Raw genomic sequence first — 19,104 nt, 5'->3', positions numbered from 1 at the left:
AAATATGAGTGGCCGCTAACGTCGATCATTGATGCCTTTCCCAAGCTTGCCTTTATTTTACCTCAACTGTTTTCATCTGAGGCCCCACTCCTTTAATGGTCAGCGACTTCCACTTCCCGGGAAGTTTTGTTTTTAGTTGGGTTATCCCACTGTCGTTGATGTCGATTCCTCCAAATCCATTCAGTACGGCCTGTAGCATCCCGCCCGCTCCGGTGGCAAAATAGGGATTCGTTCCACCCGCCGTTTCGGCCAGAACCCCAAACGGGGGTACTTCGTTGGGCTTATAACTCCTCACAAACCATTGATATGCTTTGTCTGGCTCACCCAGGCGAGCATGTAGCGTAGCCAATACAGACCAGCCCATTGCCGGACCCTCGGGCGAATAACGAGGCTCGTAATACGCTAAATCCTTCTTTATAGCTGCTTCCTGATTGACGATGGTTAGCGGGTAAGCAAGCAGATTTGCGTCGGCCTGCTTGATTTGCACACCATCATACGTCCGATTTTCTTTTGTTACACCATCCGGGAATTTGAGTATGGGAATATTATCAGCCACCAGCTTCCAATCGGGGTTAGGAGAGATGCCTAGTTCCTGAGCGGCCTGAATGGCGTACTGCAACGACGTTTTCGCCATACCGTTCGTAAACGCATTGTCGTCGATATTTTCCTGCCATTCGTTGGCCCCGATAACGTTATTGATGTGGTATTTACCTGTTCCTTCCCGCTCAACCCGGCTGGTCCAGAAATCGGCTACTTCTTTTAATAATGGATAGCCGCGCGTCTGGAGCCATTCTTTATCTTTCGTAACCTGATAATATTTCCAGAACGCCCAGCCAATGCAACCTGTGATGTGTTGCTGAAACGGGCCAGTCAATGCCCATACGGGTGTTGCTTCCTGCCCATCGGCATCCGATTCCCACGGGAACATAACCCCCGCATATCCGTGGCTGAATGCATTCTGTTTTGCCATTTTCATCCGCTCGAAACGGTACTCCAGCATAGACCGGGCAATTTCAGGTTTTAGTGTCAAAATCGGCGGGTACATCCAGAGTTCGGTATCCCAAAAAACGTGGCCGTTGTACCCTAACCCCGACAATCCCATTGGGGATAAACTGTACCCGGTCCCCTCGCGAACGAAGGAGTACAAGTGATACAAGGCCGACCGAACGGCCTTCTGTGCATCGGGGTCGCCTTCAATGACAATGTCACTTTTCCAAAGTTTGGCCCATTCGGCATTATGGCGGATAAGGAGTCGCTCCGTTCGCTCCAGCGCAGCAAATAGGGTCAGGCGTTCGGCTTCGTTTTGTGGGTCGGCGGTGTGGGCAGTAGATGATACGGACCCAACCACACTAAACCGGTATAGTTCACCAGCCTTCAGCCGCTTTTTAAATTTGGCCAGGTGCATGTTATAATCCCAGTCTTCGTGGATTACATCGGGTTCCTGTCCGTGCGGCTCGTCAAAAATAAAGCTGTTGGAAGCAGCCACCGTGTGCCTGCCAGTCGGACTTTTAGCGACGGAGGTCAGTAGGCGAATAGTAACGTGCTCCCGGTCGATTTCGGAGTAGAAATTTTTCACGTCCCGCAGTACCTCCGGCGTTTCGATAACGCTCATGGGGACTATTTCACAGTCCTTTTTCGCCGTTATTTCTACCATCGACAGTTGGGTAAATGGTAAATGCCGTAAGGCCATCATCGTTTGCCGAACGCTCACCTTATCCGTATAATCGAAGGTAGTGGTGAGGGCTGCCTGCTGCATATCCAGTGTCTGTCGGTAGTTGCTGATATTCTTTGAGCCAATCCGCTGCCCGTCCACCTCAAGGTTCATATTGGCAAAGTTGAACACTTTAAGAATGTTGGATACGCGCCCCCGTCCGTAGGTGTCGAATGCCCCATTTAGCACCACATCTTTTACTTTCATGGGTTCGGGCGAGGAGACTAGCCCAATCATACCGTTGGCCACGGTAATACCGTAGTAGATAGCCGGATTTATGTCCTGCCCAACCAGTTGCCAGTCGGCCTTATTCGATTGCGCGTGAACGGCACACCAGGAATTGATACAGGCAATCAAAATCGACGATACCAGTAATTTTCTTTTCATAAAGATCATAGGTGAAATAACGTCTAAAAATAGTTCTATTTATCAGGATGAGTAATGCTTTGGAGTTAATAAAAAAGAAAGGCCTCACTTTCATGAAAGTGAGGCCTTTTTGGATCAGTTTTTACCTATCAGCGACTGACTACAACACCCTTTCGGGCGTGGATTTTCTCGATTATCCACTGGCCTATTTTTTCACCCGCTGCCTGACCATTCATAAGTGAGGAGCGATAGTGAATACCACCATACAACCGGCTGATAGAGGCCTCATTAGCCGCATCCTTAAATGATTTGTAAGTGCGAACGCCGTGACCATATTTGAACTCTGTCGAGTCCGTGAAGGCAATGTTATCGCCAATCAGCTTTGTAAGTACGGTCGCTGCCGCTGCTGTGATGGTGCTATGTCCACTGGTGTATTCAGGAAATGGAGGGGTCTGAAGAAAGGGGGTCCATTTAGGATCCATGTATTTATTGATAACCGTTTCCGGCCGAATCATCCGGCTACGGTATTTTTCGTCCCAGCACGAAATGAAGGCGTCACTGAGGGCAAACGAGGTTAGGGCATAGGCTTCGACAGCATGCATCATGTCCAGTTTTTTCTGACGGGCAACCGTCTCCGCAATGGCCAGCCAATGACCGCCCGGCGTCATTTTTTTACTGGCAAACATGACGTGCCCGGCCACGTTCATCACAAAGGCATTGTCATCCCAGAAATAAGCAATGTCCTGTTGTTGCTTGTCCATCTTCTTCCCTATCTCATACACTTCATCTACTTCCTTTTTGTAGGGGCTTCCGGGAGCTATCGTGTATGGGTAAGGACGGGGCGGCTTAAACTGACTACAGGTGTCCATAGCCCAGCACCTTATCTTATTCCATTGTGGCTCGGCAGCGTCCATGTAGGCCGGTGGCGTTGGCACCCAGGTTCCGTCTTCATTGGTAACCGTGTGTTTGAAACCCCTTGTTTCTTTGTACCCGTCTTTGGCTGCATAGTCCAGCACGTGTTTGGCTACGGCTTCCCCATACGCTATTGACCGGTCGTAGACATCATCGGGAACACCATCCTTCTTATACTGCTCGTAGAAGGGCTTCTCAAACTCATCGTAAAATTCGACCGAAAAAGTAAGGGCCCGGGCGATAGTCAGGAAAGCGTGCGTGCTGGCCAACGGGAAGCAATACTCTTTCCCGGCTTCCGGTTCAGGACTAGCCTGGAAGCGCTTTAATTTACCACCCATCGACTCATATTGAGGGTCGAACGGAGTGAGGGCTTCATAGCCCGCCAGGTTAGCGTAGGAATAAATCCGGCTGGCCACAGGGGGCGAAAAAATATCGTGAATAATAACATCCGTCAGCTTATTCAGGGCTGCGTTGTAGTAGTCAACGTTACTCGCTTTAGCATTGTATTCGGCTGGTGTAGCCGATTTTCGGCAACCAGTAAATACAAGACCTACCAGGGTTAAAGTGCAAATGAAGCGAATCAAATGATTCATAAAAGTAGAGACTAGTTAGAGTGTTTACCAACCCAGTAAGTGTTGATAAGCACTGACAAAATTAACGAAATTTTCGGGGTAAAAGTAAGCATCTACCTCCGCTTACTTCATGTGTAAAGGTTTGAAAACCTGCAAGCCAGCATCGTTCCGGGCCACCATTACCAGTGTTCCCTGAGTGGTGCGAACGGAACGTATATCCCGGATTTCACCATTTAGCAGAAAACCGGAATCTACCGGCGACAACGCACTGAAATTCCCTTTGCCATTGTTGCGCAGGACTAGTCCATAACTGGCATCGTACCGCCCCTGATAGGAGCTGACACCGTAAAAATTCCCTCCACCCAGCACGTCCAGGTCACCATCATTATCGATGTCCATTGCCTGCAAGGCAAATAGTTTCGATACCTGAGCCATCATGGGTAATTCATGCACAACAAACGTTGCCTTGCTGCCCTTTCCCCCTTTATTCTCCAGGTAAACGGAAGCGAATTGATTTACCGTGTACTCATCAGCCCCTTTTAACTCAGCATCATTCAATACGCTGCTTAATGGCTTTCCGGCAAAGGATACATAATCTGTAAACCGTTTGTTGATAATCCCCGGCATCTGCTTACCCAATTCATCTTTAAATGCCAGTGGGTACCACTCTTTGCCTCCGCCTGAACCGGCGCGATTGTACGCCAGTATCTGTTCGGTCGTCTGGTTATTATCGATGTCTTTTACCCACATCGCCAGTTGCGAATCAGGGGTTTTGCGCAACTTGGTATTGGTGCCCACATTACCCGCTATCAAATCCATATCCCCATCGTGATCGAAATCAGCGGTAATGATGCGCTGAAAAAAGCCGCTCAATGGTGTTTCGTCGGCAACAAAGTCGGTTACTTCGGCGAACCGGCCATTGGTATTGGCAAAGACTCGGATGGGCATCCAGTCGCCCGCTACGATCAGGTCGATGTCTTTATCCCCGTCATAGTCCGTCCAGACGGCATCCGTTACCATACCTACTTTCCGCAAACCCGTAGCATAGCTATCAGTTTTGTCGGAGAAGTGCCCTTTACCATCGTTAATGAGCAGGTACGAACTGGGTGATTTTCCGTAGCCAAACCCGACCACACGCCCCCCCACGAAAAGATCCACGTCGCCATCCCGGTCAATATCGGTGGGCCGAACACAGCTCTTGTTGTCGTACATGGGGGGTAATGCATTGGCAGCGCGACTAAACATACCCCGGCCATCATTCAGATAGAGCCGGTCGAACTGCTCGGGCATTTTGTTGTAAAACTCATTCCCGCCGGTAACTACATACAAATCCAGATCCTTATCACCATCGGCATCAAAGAAAGCGGCATCGACATCTTCATACGTGGAGTCCTTGACAAAACCAGCTTGCCCCACTGGTTTAAACGTACCATCAGGCTGTTGCATTAATAAACTCCCCGCCTGCCATTTGGCCCCGCCAACGTACATATCGTCCAATCCATCACCATTCACATCCCCAACGGCCAAATGTGGCCCTTCCGTAGAAACCTGAAATGGCATGAGTGGCTCCCGAACGTAATCGAAGTACTCTTTATTCTCCTTATGCCTATAGGGAATCGAGTCTGCTTTTGATACGTCCGTAAAGAGTGCCTGCCCCGCGGGTTGCGTATATCGATACAACGTACCATCCAGTTGAGCATCGGCCTGTTTGAGCGTCAGCAGCTGATTCACTTTTTGCTTCGTTCTGATTTCCATGCGCTGGTTCGGCCAAATGACAATCAGCGAATCAATGACCGTGCGTTTGCCCAGCCCAAAGAGCAGTTCAGGTGCTGTAGACGACTCGAACCCCCGGGTGAGCATCAATTGCTGCACCTGGAGTGAGTCACCGTATTTCATAATTACCTTCGCCCCTACGCCAAATGTATTGGGGGAGTTGCCCTTGAGCCGGATGGTCAGGTGATGGTTATCTGGAAAGAGTTTGTCCGCATCATTCTGGTATATTCCGGCCGGATCGTCAATATTGTTCGTCACCAGGTCTAAATCACCATCATTGTCTAGATCAGCATAAGCCGCTCCGTTCGAGTACGTTGGGGTTTTAAAGCCCCATTCGAGGGATTTATTATCAAATCGCAGGGATGGAGTACCGTGGTAGAAATAATTATGCACTTTACCATCAGGCATCAGTTTAACGGCGCGTTCATCCAGTGCTTTTGATGTTTCCATGGCATAGCGCAGGGAATCGTCGGCCGCAAATTTTACGTAATCGAGGTTGTTAGGCCGATGTACAATGCCATTGCTGATAAACAGATCCTTTATACCATCATTATCATAATCGGCCAGCAGAGGAGACCAGCTCCAGTCTGTAGCGGCTACGCTCGCCATGGTGCCAATATCCATGAATTTTTTGCCCGACAGGCTCAACTGAAGGCAGTTTCGGCTGTACTGATTCATGTAGCCAAACGCCTGTTTGTAGAGGTAAATATCGAGCGGATCTTCACCCAGCGATGATTTTTCTACTGTTTCATCTTCCGGGTACATATCCAGGGTGATTATGTCCGCAAAGCCGTCGTTGTTGACATCGCCGATATCATTTCCCATTGAGAAACGACTGATATGCTGAAATGCCTTTTTCCCACTTTCGGTAAATGACCCATTTTGATTATTGATGTAATAATAATCGTCCTCATGAAAATCATTGGATACGTAGATATCTTCCCAGCCATCGTTATTCAGATCGGCAACGGAAATACCCAGTCCATACCCCATGGCAGCACCATAGATTCCGGCTTGCTGGCTTACATTGGTAAACCGGACTGGCTTGCCTGCCGGGGCCTGGCCCGTACTTGATATAAGCTGATTCTCGAAGAGGTAATCGCCCGATTCGTTATGACGCAGGTTACGGGCAGTTACCCGATCATAACTACGGGAAGTATGGACCGCATGGTTCAGGAGATAACAGTCCAGATCGCCATCATGGTCGTAATCGAAAAAGGCGGCCTGAGTTGAGAAACCCGTAAAATCTAATCCGTAGTCAGCTGCCTTCTCGGTAAATGTTCCATCGCCGTTATTGATGTACAACTCGTTAGCACCTTCCAGCCCCCGGAAGTTGCCAACGGCACAAACGTAAATATCCAGGAAACCATCGCCATTGACATCAGCCATGGTCGAACCCGTTTGCCAATCGGCGTAGCCCTCTACCCCCGCTTTAGCGGTTATGTCCTCAAACTTGAAATTCCCCTTGTTCAGATAGAGTTTGTTCTTACCCTGGTTCGAAATAAAATACAGATCGGTTAAACCGTCATTGTCGATATCTCCCGCTGAAACGCCCCCGCCATTATAAAAATAGAGGTAGTCGATAATATTTACCTTTTCGTTGGGTACCAGGTGGTTTATAAAATCAACACCCGTTTGCGTGGAGTCGAGAGGTTGAAAGAGTGGTTTTTCTGACCTGAAAAATTGACAGCCCGCCAGCGTCAACAAGCCAGCGGTCAGGAAAAAAGCAATTTGTTTTACCATGGGAATCACAAATGGTGCCTACTAGTGAGACATTCACCAGTCTGTTTACTTAGTAGTGAGATTAAATAGCTGGGCGCGGTCGTTGTTTTTGGCCAGTACAAATTGACCCTGAGCCAGCCTTGCCATGTGCCGAACCTGCCCCCGTACAAAAAAGCCGGAGATGGCAGGATTAACGGACTCGTATGAAATGGTATTGTTGGCAGCTTTACCCTTATTTCGCAGGATGACACCGTAGTTGGCATCGTACCGACCAATCTCGGGGAGTACGTCCAAAAAGTTACCTGCCAACACAAGGTCCGTTCGGCCATCATGGTCATAATCCATAAAAACAACGCTACTTATAGGGGAAAGCTGGGCTTCAGTTGGCAACGCCTGAAACGTAAGGCCACCTTTGCCATTATTGAGCAGGATAGCTGTTGCACCCGTATACGCTTGTTTGACTGCCGCCTGCTTTAACTGGTCTTCGTCCAGAATTTCATTTATTTTCTTGCCCGCATAGTCGTTAAACTTCACGAATTTCTTTTTGATAGCGGGCATCACTTTCTGGAGGTCGTTTTTCAACACCATCGGATACACCTCACCCGTTTCATCGGCGCAGTTTATAATCTGCTCCACAGTGCCATTATTGTCAAAATCGCCGGCGTAAAGTTCAGCCGGTACCGTTTGGGTAGCCCGAATGCGAGAGTTCAGCCCCAGGTTGCCCACCACCAGATCCATATCGCCATCGCCATCGGCATCCCCTGCGGTTACGCAGTTCCACCAGCCATTAGTTTTGATAGCTTGCCCCTGCACATCCTTTATAATGAGTTCGGGGTTCTGACTCAACTTACCTCGCTTGTTCTCGAAAACCTGAATGGGTGCCCAATCGCCAACCACAATTAGTTCGGGGTATTTATCCCCGTTCAGGTCAGCCCAGGTTGCGCCCGTTACCATCCCCAGCTTATCAATGTCTGGTAAAATACGCTTCGTATAATTTTTGAAGTTGCCCGTGCCATCATTCGTGAGCAGGTAGCTGGATGGATCACGCCCGTACTGACCGGGAATGAGTCGCCCACCCACGAACAGATCAATATCCCCGTCCTGATCGAAATCCCCCGCTGCCACACAGGAACCACTTTGTTTGAGACTGGGTATACTCGTTTCAGATTGCGTGAAATTACCTTTTCCATCGTTCAGGTAGAGGTAATCTAACAGATCGTCCGACTCGGCGCGAAACTCATTGCTACCCGTCACTACATATAAGTCCAAATCCTTATCACCATCAGCATCAAAGAGAGCGGCATCCACTGCTTCTGAAACCGTGTCCTGCTTCATTGCAACGGACGTTTTGTCCGTAAACCGTCCCGTTCCCGGTTGCTGTATAAACAGGTGTCCTGCATGACCGCTGGCACCACCTAAAAACACATCATCCAGTCCATCGCCATTCACATCTCCCGTTGCCAGGGCTGGCCCCTGGGTAGAAAACTGCTGTTTGAGCAGTGCATCGCGGTTGTAATCCACAAAACTGCTTTCAGTATGCTGGAAGTTAAGCCCTGATATAGTTGTAAACTCCTGAAAGGCGGGCTTCTCCAGAATAACGGCTGGTTTCCACACCTGCGTTGCATCCGCTTCGCGGAGCGTTAGAAGCTGATTGGCCCGTGGCCTGCGTATGATTTGTTTCCGATCAGTTGGCCAGACAACCACCAGCGAATCAATGGTTGGGTTGTTTCCCAGGCCGAATACCATATTCAGGTCTACCGAGGATTCGAAACCCCGATTTGGCATTTGTTGCAGTAACTGCGTTTGCCCCGCCTGATATACTAGTACCCGGGTACCAATCGCATTCTTATTGAGTCCTGCTCCTTCCAGCTTTACTTTTAAGTAATTCGTTTTATGTTTCTCAACCGATTGATTTTGATAGATGGCCACTGGTGAATTCATATTATTCACGACCAGGTCCAGGTCGCCATCATTATCCAGATCACCATAGGCAGCTCCGTTCGAAAAGCCTGGCTCCGCCAAACCCCAGTCAAAAGCTTTGTTGGTGAACTGGATGTTCCCTTCGTTATGAAAAGCGTAGTTTGGCAACGGTTCAGACGTTGCTTTATCCAGAAACTCCTTGAAGTTGAACTTGCGCTGCCGGGCAATTTGAGCCATATTTTCTCCATCAGCCAGAAAATTGACGAAGTCCTGATCGGTTACATCTTTAGCGATACCGTTAGCCACAAAAATGTCTTTGCGCCCATCGTTATCCATGTCAAAAATCAGGGCGCCCCAACTCCAGTCCGTTGCCTGAACGCCGGCAAACCGAGCCACATCGCTAAACGTCGGCAAATTGTTGTTACCGGGCTGATTACCCTGATTCAGGTGCAGCATATTCTGCATGATCTGATAGTGAAAATCGCGACCAACTTTAATCTGCTCCAGATCGTGCCCCTCGAATGTAGAGGTCTTTTTCAGGCGCCGGTCGTTGCCGGGCAGCATATCCGTTATGAATATATCGAGCTTGCCATCGTTATTGACATCGGCAACATCAGCCCCCATGGACGATAGGCTGGTATGCGGCATAGACTCCTTTATCGACTCCCGGAAAGTACCGTCGTGGTTGTTGATGTAGAGATAGTCGCGCTCGTAAAAATCATTGGAGATGTAGATATCCATCCAATTATCGTCATTCACATCACCAATGGTAATGCCCAGACCAAAACCAATCAGGCTTCCATAAATACCAGCCTGTTCCGATACATCAACAAAAACAATCGCCGTTTTACCGTTGCCCTTTCTGTTCTCTACAGTCATGTTTCTGAACAGCTTGTGCCCCCCCAGCGAATCCCGCTGCGCCCGTAAATTAGCATAAGCCAGCCGCCCGACGGGCATAAAACTGTTGTTGAGTAAATACATATCGAGGTCCCCATCGCGGTCATAATCGAAGAAAGCCGCGTGGGTAGAGTAACCCCGATCATTCAGACCATATTCTGCGGCCCTTTCCGTGAAGGTGGGCACTCCGCTGGCGTCATTGCCATTGTTAATGAAGAGTTCGTTAGCCCGGTCATCGCCATCACGATTACCAGCGTTACATACATAGATATCAAGACGGCCATCACCATTTACATCAGCAAAAGTGGCTCCTGTACTCCAGGCTCGTTTCCCGGCTACACCTGCCCTGGCCGTTACGTCTTTGAACTGAATTTTGCCAGTGCCAGCAGAGGTGTTGTTTAGATATAGTTTGTTGTCGCCCATGTTGGCGATCATTAGAATATCAGACAGTCCATCGTTATTAATATCCCCAATGGCTACGCCCCCTCCGTTGTAAAAATTACGGTAATTAAAGATGTTAAAATCCTGATCGCCGGTAACAGTATTGGCGAAATCAACGTGGGTTTCATCAGGCAACAGCTTTCGGAACAGGGGGTCTGAGGGAGTTTGCGGCTTTGACCGGCAACTGGCTACCAAGCCAATTACCAGGATAAGTAAACTAATACGCATTAATACAAATACATGAAAAATAGATCGGGTTCGCAAAGCGAAGGGCAGAAAACAAGTTTGCCTGATTTGAATCGTAAGGGACTACAAATGTAACGAATTATAGGGCCTTATTAGTCCTTACAGTTCAATTAATTGGCTTTTAATCAGCCCTTAAACACAAAAAAGCAAGCCCAACTGGGCTTGCTTTTTTTACGCCTTAGGTTAGCTATTAGTAGCCAGGATTCTGCTTCAGGTTAGGATTCAGCGATAGCTGGTCCTTTGGAATTGGGAATATATTCCGGAACGCCTGATCAGCAGGCTTGAAGCGCCAGGCCTTATTGTATTGCCCAAACCGAATCAGGTCCTGACGACGATGTTGCTCCCAGGCTAACTCACGTCCACGTTCGGCCAGCAGTTCATCCAGCGTGATTGTGGTGTAGGCAGGCATACCAGCACGGGCACGAACCAGATTCAAGTCTGGCAAGGCAGCACCCATGTTACCTAACCGCATATTAGCCTCCGCCCGCATCAGATACACATCCGCCAACCGGTAAACGACAAAATCGTTATCCTGTTCCGTAAACGTGTTGTTTTTCTGAATCTCATATTTCTGGCTCCGGGCACCAGCCAAACGGCCACTCGCACCGGCAGCGAACTCGAATGCCTCAACTTCAGGCCGGAATACCATCGGCAGGGCGTCATCCATCAAGGGAACGCCTGCCGCTGTATACTGCTGACCAACAATCCACTGCTTTTTACGAGCATCCTTGTCGTCGAAGGAGTTGTAGAACTCCGTTACCGTTGCCCAACCATTCCAGGGAGCCGTGCCCAGATTATAGGTCAACTGGTTCAGGTAGTGAAGCGTCTGCATCTGCGGGTGAAAGCCCCCCCGCTTCGATTTGTCGAAAGGAGTAGCCAGAATAGTTTCCGGCGAGTTCTGGTTCTGAACGGCGAAATTGCTCAGATAATCGCCAGCGAGCTGGAATTTGCCGGATTTAATAATACTGTCTGTGCGTACTATAACATCAGCCCAGCGCGGAGTACCCGTATACACCTGCGCATTGAGGTACAACTTCGCCAGAATCATATCAGCCACGTACTTGTTCATCCGGCCATAGTAGGCACCACCTGAAACATTGCTCAGGTTAGGACGTGCGGCCAGCAACTCTTTCTCTACAAAGGCAAATACCTCCGCTCGGGTATTCTGCTTTGGCGTTGTGGCTCCCACAGAGTCAGAAATGATGACGTTGCCAAACAGATCCATAGCCTGATAATGGAAGAAAGCACGTAGTGCCTTCAACTCAGCCTTAGTTTTGGCATCCGTAATGGTGCCCAATTGCTGGTTGATAGACGTGATGTTGTTATAACACCAGGTCCAGGGGCCATTAAATTGTCCATTGTCCGTAATGGGGTCCCAGGTATGCTGATACAACCGCTTCCAGTTGTCGCCATCTTTCCAATCACCACCCCGGGTGGGTACAATCATCTCATCCGTCGTTGCATTCAGGTTGGACATATTGCCGTGATAATCACCCAGACCATTGTATAATGGCCCGATCAGGGCTGCCTGCTGACCTGCCGTGCTACCAAACGTACCACTAGTTGGAATAACGTCGTACGTAGTTTCGGTAAGATCAGTACACGCCTGGGTTGCCAGTAACAGGACTGAGCAACCCAGAAGCATTTTTATGTTTATTTGTCTCATGGAAGTTTTTGATAATTAATTAGTTACATCGCTTTACCTACAGTATGATACTAACGATGTGTTAAAGAAAACGGTTTTCACTAACCGGATATTATTTTGCACAAAACCCGGTTAGTGAAAACCTGTCACTAGAAGGTTAAATTAATACCCAACTGGAACGTACGCGTTTTAGGGTAAACAACGTTTCCGTACCCACCACCGTCCAAGCCAACGGCATTAGGTGCCTGCTGGATGGTGCCATTGTTCTGTAAATCAGCCTTAACCTGTAACTCCGGGTCGATACCCTTATACTTGGTGAGGATGAACAGGTTATTACCACCGGCATAAATACGGGCATTGGTGATGTACTTGCTGGCAGGCAATGGAATAGTGTAGCCTACCTGCCAGTTGTCGAACCGAACGAATGAACCGCTTTCCAGCCAGTTTGTCGACAGCACGTTCACGCCATAACCGTTCGGGAAATCCGTTACGCCCTTCAGCATGTTCGTCTCCAGAATAGAGCCTGGTATCAGCAGGTTTGACCGTATGGCGTTCAGGATGGTATTACCAAACGTTCCGCGTAACTGAAAGTATACGTCAAATCCTTTGTAACGGAACGTATTTATGTACGACGCAGTCAGGAACGGTTGCGGATTACCCTGTTTCAATGGAGAACCGGCTGTAATTGCCGCAGCCGCGTCTGCCTTCGATACATCCGTTACCGGTGTGTCGCCCGAAGCGGCTTTCAGCAATGGTTGTCCATCAGCCGAGTAGGCTCCGGTGAAGGTTGGCACGTTGTTGAACTCGCCCAGCGGCTGACCAGGGGTCAGATAAGAGGCAAATACATCGGACAGACCACGACCGTTAAAGGCGTTAAAACGAACCTGTCCATTGCTGAACTGATCGTTCGAAAGTGAAACAATCGTGTTTTTGTTGTAAGCACCTACAATGCGGGAGTTCCAGGAGAAGTTATCCTTCTGGATTACATCACCACCAAACGACAACTCAAAACCGCTGTTTCGCATCGAACCTACGTTAGCCAGAATGGTATTGGAGAAATAGGTAACTCCATCGGCAGGTACTGAATAGGGATAAAGCATATCCTTAGTCAGTTTATTGTAGTATTCTACCGTACCAGAGAACCTCCCACCGAGCAACTGGAAATCCAGACCTACATTGGAGGTTGTCAATATTTCCCATTTCAGGTTTGGGTTCGCGTTTTGTGTGATACCATAGCCTGGCAGGAAGTCACCCAGCGTACCATCATAATAGGTACCTTTCTGACCGTACAACTGAATGGAGTTGTAGGGAGAAATACCTTCCGAGTTACCCGTTGCCCCGTAGCCAACGCGCAGTTTCAGGAAATTAAGCGTGTTGCCCTTTGGGAAGAATGATTCGTTCGAGATTGTCCAGCCTGCACCAACCGATGGGAACATACCCCACTTGTTGTTAGCGCCAAATTTAGAACTACCATCCCGGCGTAACGTTGCCGTTACGTTGTATTTATCATTCAAGTTCACCGTTGCCCGACCGAAGAAGGAAATCAGTTTGTTCTGATTGCGGTACGACGATGTATAGTTGTTACCCGGATTGACAATAGTACCGGAGCCCAGGCCCAGATTGCTAAAGTTGATGTCGGGCGTTACAAAACCGGAGTTAGCCGCACCAAAACCATCGCGGTCAAATTGCTGGTACGAATACCCGCCTAACAGCGAAAAGTTATTGTTCGGATCACTACCAAACCCTTTCGTGTAATTGGCCGTCAACTCCAGCAGCTTATTGTTATCTTCCGAGAAGTTCCGGCTCGCCCGGCCATTGTTAGCAGCAAACGCTTTGATGGTTGGGTTGGTGTAGAAGTTGTTGACGGTGTTATCCCGCTGTAACTGACCATTAACGCCCACCGTCAATCCGTCCAGTATCTCGTAGCGCAGGTTCATACCCCCCTGCAAGTACCGCTGAACACCGTTGTTGATGATGTTTTCCTGCATGGCAACCGGATTGAACAGGTCAAAGCTACCGCCTACTTCATAATACGATCCGTCCGCGTTACGAACCGGTAATGTTGGCAGGAACGTAACGGCCCGGCCAATAATACCACTGTCGTACTTCTTGTTCGTTTCGGAGTACGATAGATTGTACTGAATATTCAGACGGTTGTCGAACGCTTTTTGATCGAGGTTGATACGGCCTGTTATACGATCAAGACCCGTATTTTTGATAATACCGTTCTGATTGATGTAGTTGACCGAACCCCGGTAGCTGAACGCTGGTGAACCACCCGCAATAGCGATATCGTGGTTGTTGACAGTTCCATTCTGCGTCACTTCCTTTGTCCAGTCGGTATTAAAGTTCCCGGCTGGAAAGCGCTGTTGGTCAGCCAGCGAAGTAGCTCCTTTGATTTTAGTAACAGCATCCCGGTATCCCTGTGCGTCCAGCATGTCGTACTGCCTGGAGATAGTAGATACACCCACGTAGTTGTTGAACGTTACGGTTGTTCTACCCGACTTACCACGCTTGGTCGTAATCAGGATAACGCCGTTTGCCGCCCGTGAACCGTAGATAGCGGCTGCCGAAGCATCTTTCAGTACATCCATCGACTCAATATCGGAAGGCGAGATAGTGTTAATAGGCACCCCAATCATACCATCTACTACATAGAGTGGATCGGAGCCACCAGCCAGCGACGTGTAACCGCGCAGACGAACGGTTGGCTGTGTATTCGGGTCGCCGGAGGGGGATGTAATAACCAGACCGGCTACTTTACCCTGAATAGCCTGCAGTGGGTTTGGGTTTACCCCGGCGTTAAAATCCTTAGCCGTTACCTGCACCACCGATCCGGTCAGGTCTTTCCGTTTAGCTGTACCGTATCCCACTACAACCACTTCTTCCAGTGCTTTCGTGTCGTCGGCTAGTTTAACGTCCACCGTCGAGCGATTGCCTACCACAACTTCCTGCGATGTGTAACCAATAAAACTCATCACCAGCGTTGCATTGTCGGGTACGTCAGACAGCGTAAACGCCCCATTCGCATCGGTATTTGTACCACGTTGGGTACCTTTAAGCTGAACACTCACTCCTGGCAAGCCAAAGCCAGTGGGGTCAGAAACTTTCCCGGTAACGGTGCGGCCCTGAGCCCATGCTGCTGAATTACCAATCAGCAGCATCATTGCCAGCATAGCCAGAAAGCTGAATAAGGCTTTCTTCCCGAAAAGTTTAGGTTGGAATGACCCAACCTGACCTACGTCGCCACCGAAGCGGTTAATTTTGTAGGATTTATCCATCATAGGTTTACAGTAAAAAATTTGAAAATAGGTTATTAAATTAATCAGCGTTCAGGCTAGTATTATCCTTTGTTTTCTATCACTACTAAGGTAAACATATGGTTTCATCTTATTAAATCTTTAGTAGTCTGAAAGGAATTTATAGAATCTAAACCTGAATCATTTAGCGAATTACAGCATGTTAAAATGAAAATACAAATGCCCTGAGGGTAAAAATTGCTTGGTTACCGTCAAAATCGTATCATAATTTTTCTTAAAAAGATTGTAAAAATTAAACTATTTCCTTGCCTTAAACACATAAAAATGTGTTATATAATTAGTAGTCAGCAAGTTGATTGGAAAAATGGACTTAGAAAAATTATAATTTTTCTAATAAAAGCCAATCATTTTTCATAACTGCCACCAGAAATTTGTGTCAATTACATTTAATTTTGCCCACTAATTTTTCCGACTGACGGCCAGTCTGTATGCCTCCATGAGTATAGAAACGCTTAACTCCTTAGCTAATCAACTAACAGGTGATCTCTTCTTCGACAACACGCACCGGACTCTGTACGCTACTGATGCCTCTGCCTATCGGGAAATGCCTGCTGCGGTGGCTATCCCAAAAACAGTCGATGATTTAAAGACGCTTATCCTGTTTGCCAGTAAGCACAAAACGTCGCTTATTCCGCGTACTGCCGGTACGTCTCTGGCCGGTCAGGTAGTAGGCAATGGTATTGTGGTCGATGTATCCAAACATTTCACAAAAATTCTGGAAATAAACCCGGAAGAACACTGGGTTCGGGTGCAGCCGGGTGTCATTCGCGATGAGTTGAATCAGTTTTTAAAACCATACGGTTTATACTTCGGTCCCGAAACTTCTACGGCCAACCGGGCCATGATTGGCGGCATGGTGGGCAACAATTCCTGCGGCTCCAACTCCATTGTATACCGGGCCACGCGTGAGCATACCCTTTCTGTAAAAGCCTTACTGGCCGATGGTTCTGAAGTAGAATTTAAAGAGATGAGTGGTTGGGACTTTACCAAATCGGTAAGCGAAGCCAGCCGCCGGAACGGAACCGCTACCCTGGCCGATAAGATCCTGCTGAAAACGAATGCAATCTTGTCGGATTCAGACAATCAGGAAGAAATCCGACGCAACTTCCCTAAAAAGTCAATTGAGCGACGGAATACAGGCTATGCTCTGGATACCCTGCTCGACATGCAACCGTTTGCGGAAGCGGGTGAGCCATTTAACCTGGCAAAATTCATTGCGGGTTCCGAGGGTACGCTTTGCTTCATGACGGAAATCAAGCTGAATCTGGTTCCACTGCCCCCCAAAGAAAGCGGCCTGGTATGTATTCACTGTCACTCCATCGACGAAGCCTTACGGGCAACGCTGGTAGCGTTACCCTACAAACCGTACGCGGTCGAACTAATTGATGATATTATTCTGGAACGGGCGGCAACGAATCCTGAACAACAGAAAAACAGCTTTTTTGTCCAGAAAACCCCAACGGATCATTTCCCCATTATCCTCGTAGTCGACCTCTCGCGCGGTACGAGAGAGGAGATTGAGCAATTGGCTACTGCTATGGAAGCCGACATGCGGACGGCTGGCCTGGGGTATCACTATCCATTGTTGTTCGGCGACGATACCAAAAAAATATGGACGCTTCGTAAAGCAGGGCTTGGCTTGCTGGGTAATTTGCCAGGCGATGCCAAAGCAGTAGCGGTTATTGAAGATACGGCCGTTGATGTGGTTGACCTGCCCGACTATATCCGCGACTTCAATGACATCCTGACCAAGCACAACATGCACGCGGTTCACTACGCTCACGCGGGCTCGGGCGAAATACATCTACGCCCCATCATTAACCTCAAAACCGCCGAAGGACACCAGCAGTACCGGATGATTGCGGAAGAAATTGCCAAGCTGGTTAAAAAATACGATGGTTCACTATCGGGCGAACATGGTGACGGGCGACTGAGGGGCGAGTTTATCCCACAAATGGTGGGTGCACACAATTATGAGTTGATGCGTCAGCTAAAACATACCTGGGATCCGGAGGGTATTTTCAACCCCGGCAAAATTGTGGAAACGCCCCCCATGGATACGTTTTTACGATATGAAGCCAACCAGAAAACGCCCGATTTCCAGACTTACTTCCGCTACAACGACCAGAACGTACTGCAACATGCCGAGCAGTGCAACGGCTCGGGCGATTGCCGCAAAACCGAGGCTTCCGGCGGTACCATGTGCCCCAGTTATATGGCCACCCGAAACGAGAAAGACACTACGCGGGCGCGGGCCAACATTCTGCGTGAAATGCTGACCCATTCTCCAAAAGAAAACCGGTTTGACCACGAAGAAATCAAAGCAGTCTATGACTTGTGTCTTTCCTGCAAAGGCTGTAAGAACGAATGCCCGTCGAATGTGGATGTGGCAAAATTAAAGGCCGAATTTTTACAGCATTATTATGATGCCAACGGCATTCCGATTCGCTCCCGGCTGATTGCCAACTTTGCCCGTTTGTCATCACTCGCTTCGCTGGTTCCCTGGGCTTGGAATGGAGTGCTGGGCACTCCCTGGCTTCGGCGCCTGGCGAATCGGGTGGTCGGTTTTCACCCCGACCGGACGATGCCGCTATTGGAAGGTACCACGCTTAAAAGCTGGGCTAAAAAGCGTAAAACGGGTTTACAGGCTACTGGCCCAATGCGCATGTATCTTTTCTGCGATGAGTTTACCAACTACAATGACGTACAGGTTGGGCAGAAAGCAATTCAGCTTTTTGAGCGTCTGGGCTATGAAGTAATCATTCCTGAGCACGGGGAGAGTGGCAGAGCTGCCCTCTCGAAGGGTATGCTGAAGTACGCGAAGACCCTGGCTGAGAAAAACGTGCGACTCCTGAAAGATGTGATAACGGACGAAATGTCCCTGGTAGGCCTGGAACCGTCGGCCATTCTCACATTCCGGGATGAATATCCTGACCTGGTCGATGAATCCCTTGTAGCCAGTGCCAGACACCTGGCCCAAAACACCCTGACCTTCGAAGAATTTATAGCGCGGGAAATGGAAGCCGGACGTATCCGACCCGATCAATTTACGGACCAGAAGCGGCTCATCAAGCTTCACGGGCATTGCCAGCAGAAAGCGGTATCTTCACTAATACCGGGCAAAAAAGCCTTGTCTTTACCCAAAAACTACACGGTACAACTGATCCCATCCGGCTGCTGTGGCATGGCCGGTTCATTTGGGTACGAAGCCGAACACTATGAGGTATCAATGAAAGTGGGCGAACTGGTCCTTTTTCCTGCTGTTCGTCAGCAGCCCGACGACGTTATAATTGCAGCACCGGGCACTTCCTGTCGCCATCAGATTAAAGATGGTACCTCTCGTAAAGCTATCCACCCGGCAGAGATTTTGTTTGCTGCTTTGGCGTAGACCAATAGGTAAACAGCCATTTTTCACAAGAAGAGCGCGCTCTTCCACGCAGCTATTACTGTATCCAACTGCAATGTCTACCAAAATTATAAACTGGTATACCATGTCCTAATTTATGCTTAGTAAGCCAGTTATAATTTTACCAATCCATTAAAATCGGTTCATATATGGCATAAATATTGCTCGAAATA

At 48.6% G+C, this 19,104-nt stretch carries 7 protein-coding genes; 1 reads left to right on the top strand and 6 read right to left on the bottom strand.

Annotated features, from left to right (window positions below; all coding sequences use genetic code 11):
* Positions 1-52: 52 nt before the first annotated feature.
* The 6 genes from B156_RS0121745 to B156_RS0121720 all read right to left on the bottom strand — a co-directional run bounded on the left by B156_RS0121745 (position 53) and on the right by B156_RS0121720 (position 15,489).
* Positions 53-2,107: a kojibiose hydrolase gene (locus B156_RS0121745; RefSeq protein WP_018621899.1), complete on the bottom strand. Its 2,055-nt coding sequence runs from the start codon at positions 2,105-2,107 to the stop codon at positions 53-55.
* Positions 2,108-2,226: 119 nt separating this feature from the next.
* A complete protein-coding gene (locus tag B156_RS0121740) occupies positions 2,227-3,582 on the bottom strand; it encodes a vanadium-dependent haloperoxidase (RefSeq protein WP_018621898.1) in 1,356 nt (451 codons plus the stop codon).
* A gap of 102 nt (positions 3,583-3,684) precedes the next feature.
* A complete protein-coding gene (locus tag B156_RS0121735; RefSeq protein ID WP_040586213.1) occupies positions 3,685-7,077 on the bottom strand; it encodes a VCBS repeat-containing protein in 3,393 nt (1,130 codons plus the stop codon).
* Between the two features lie 45 nt (positions 7,078-7,122).
* Positions 7,123-10,542, bottom strand: coding sequence for a VCBS repeat-containing protein (locus B156_RS0121730; protein WP_018621896.1), 3,420 nt, complete (start codon positions 10,540-10,542; stop codon positions 7,123-7,125).
* Between the two features lie 208 nt (positions 10,543-10,750).
* A complete protein-coding gene (locus tag B156_RS0121725; RefSeq protein ID WP_026260974.1) occupies positions 10,751-12,226 on the bottom strand; it encodes a RagB/SusD family nutrient uptake outer membrane protein in 1,476 nt (491 codons plus the stop codon).
* 128 nt (positions 12,227-12,354) lie between these two features.
* Positions 12,355-15,489, bottom strand: a complete 3,135-nt coding sequence (locus tag B156_RS0121720; RefSeq protein WP_018621894.1) for a SusC/RagA family TonB-linked outer membrane protein — start codon at positions 15,487-15,489, stop codon at positions 12,355-12,357.
* 472 nt (positions 15,490-15,961) lie between these two features.
* Between B156_RS0121720 and B156_RS0121715 the strand changes: the two genes are divergently transcribed.
* Entirely contained in the window at positions 15,962-18,913 is a 2,952-nt protein-coding gene (locus B156_RS0121715) for an FAD-binding and (Fe-S)-binding domain-containing protein (RefSeq protein WP_018621893.1), read from the top strand.
* Positions 18,914-19,104 lie beyond the last annotated feature (191 nt).

The sequence above is a fragment of the Spirosoma luteum DSM 19990 genome (genome assembly GCF_000374065.1).
Classification (GTDB): domain Bacteria; phylum Bacteroidota; class Bacteroidia; order Cytophagales; family Spirosomataceae; genus Spirosoma; species Spirosoma luteum.
Note: the sequence above shows the minus strand (reverse complement) of the source record. Positions and strands in the feature narration are given on the sequence as shown.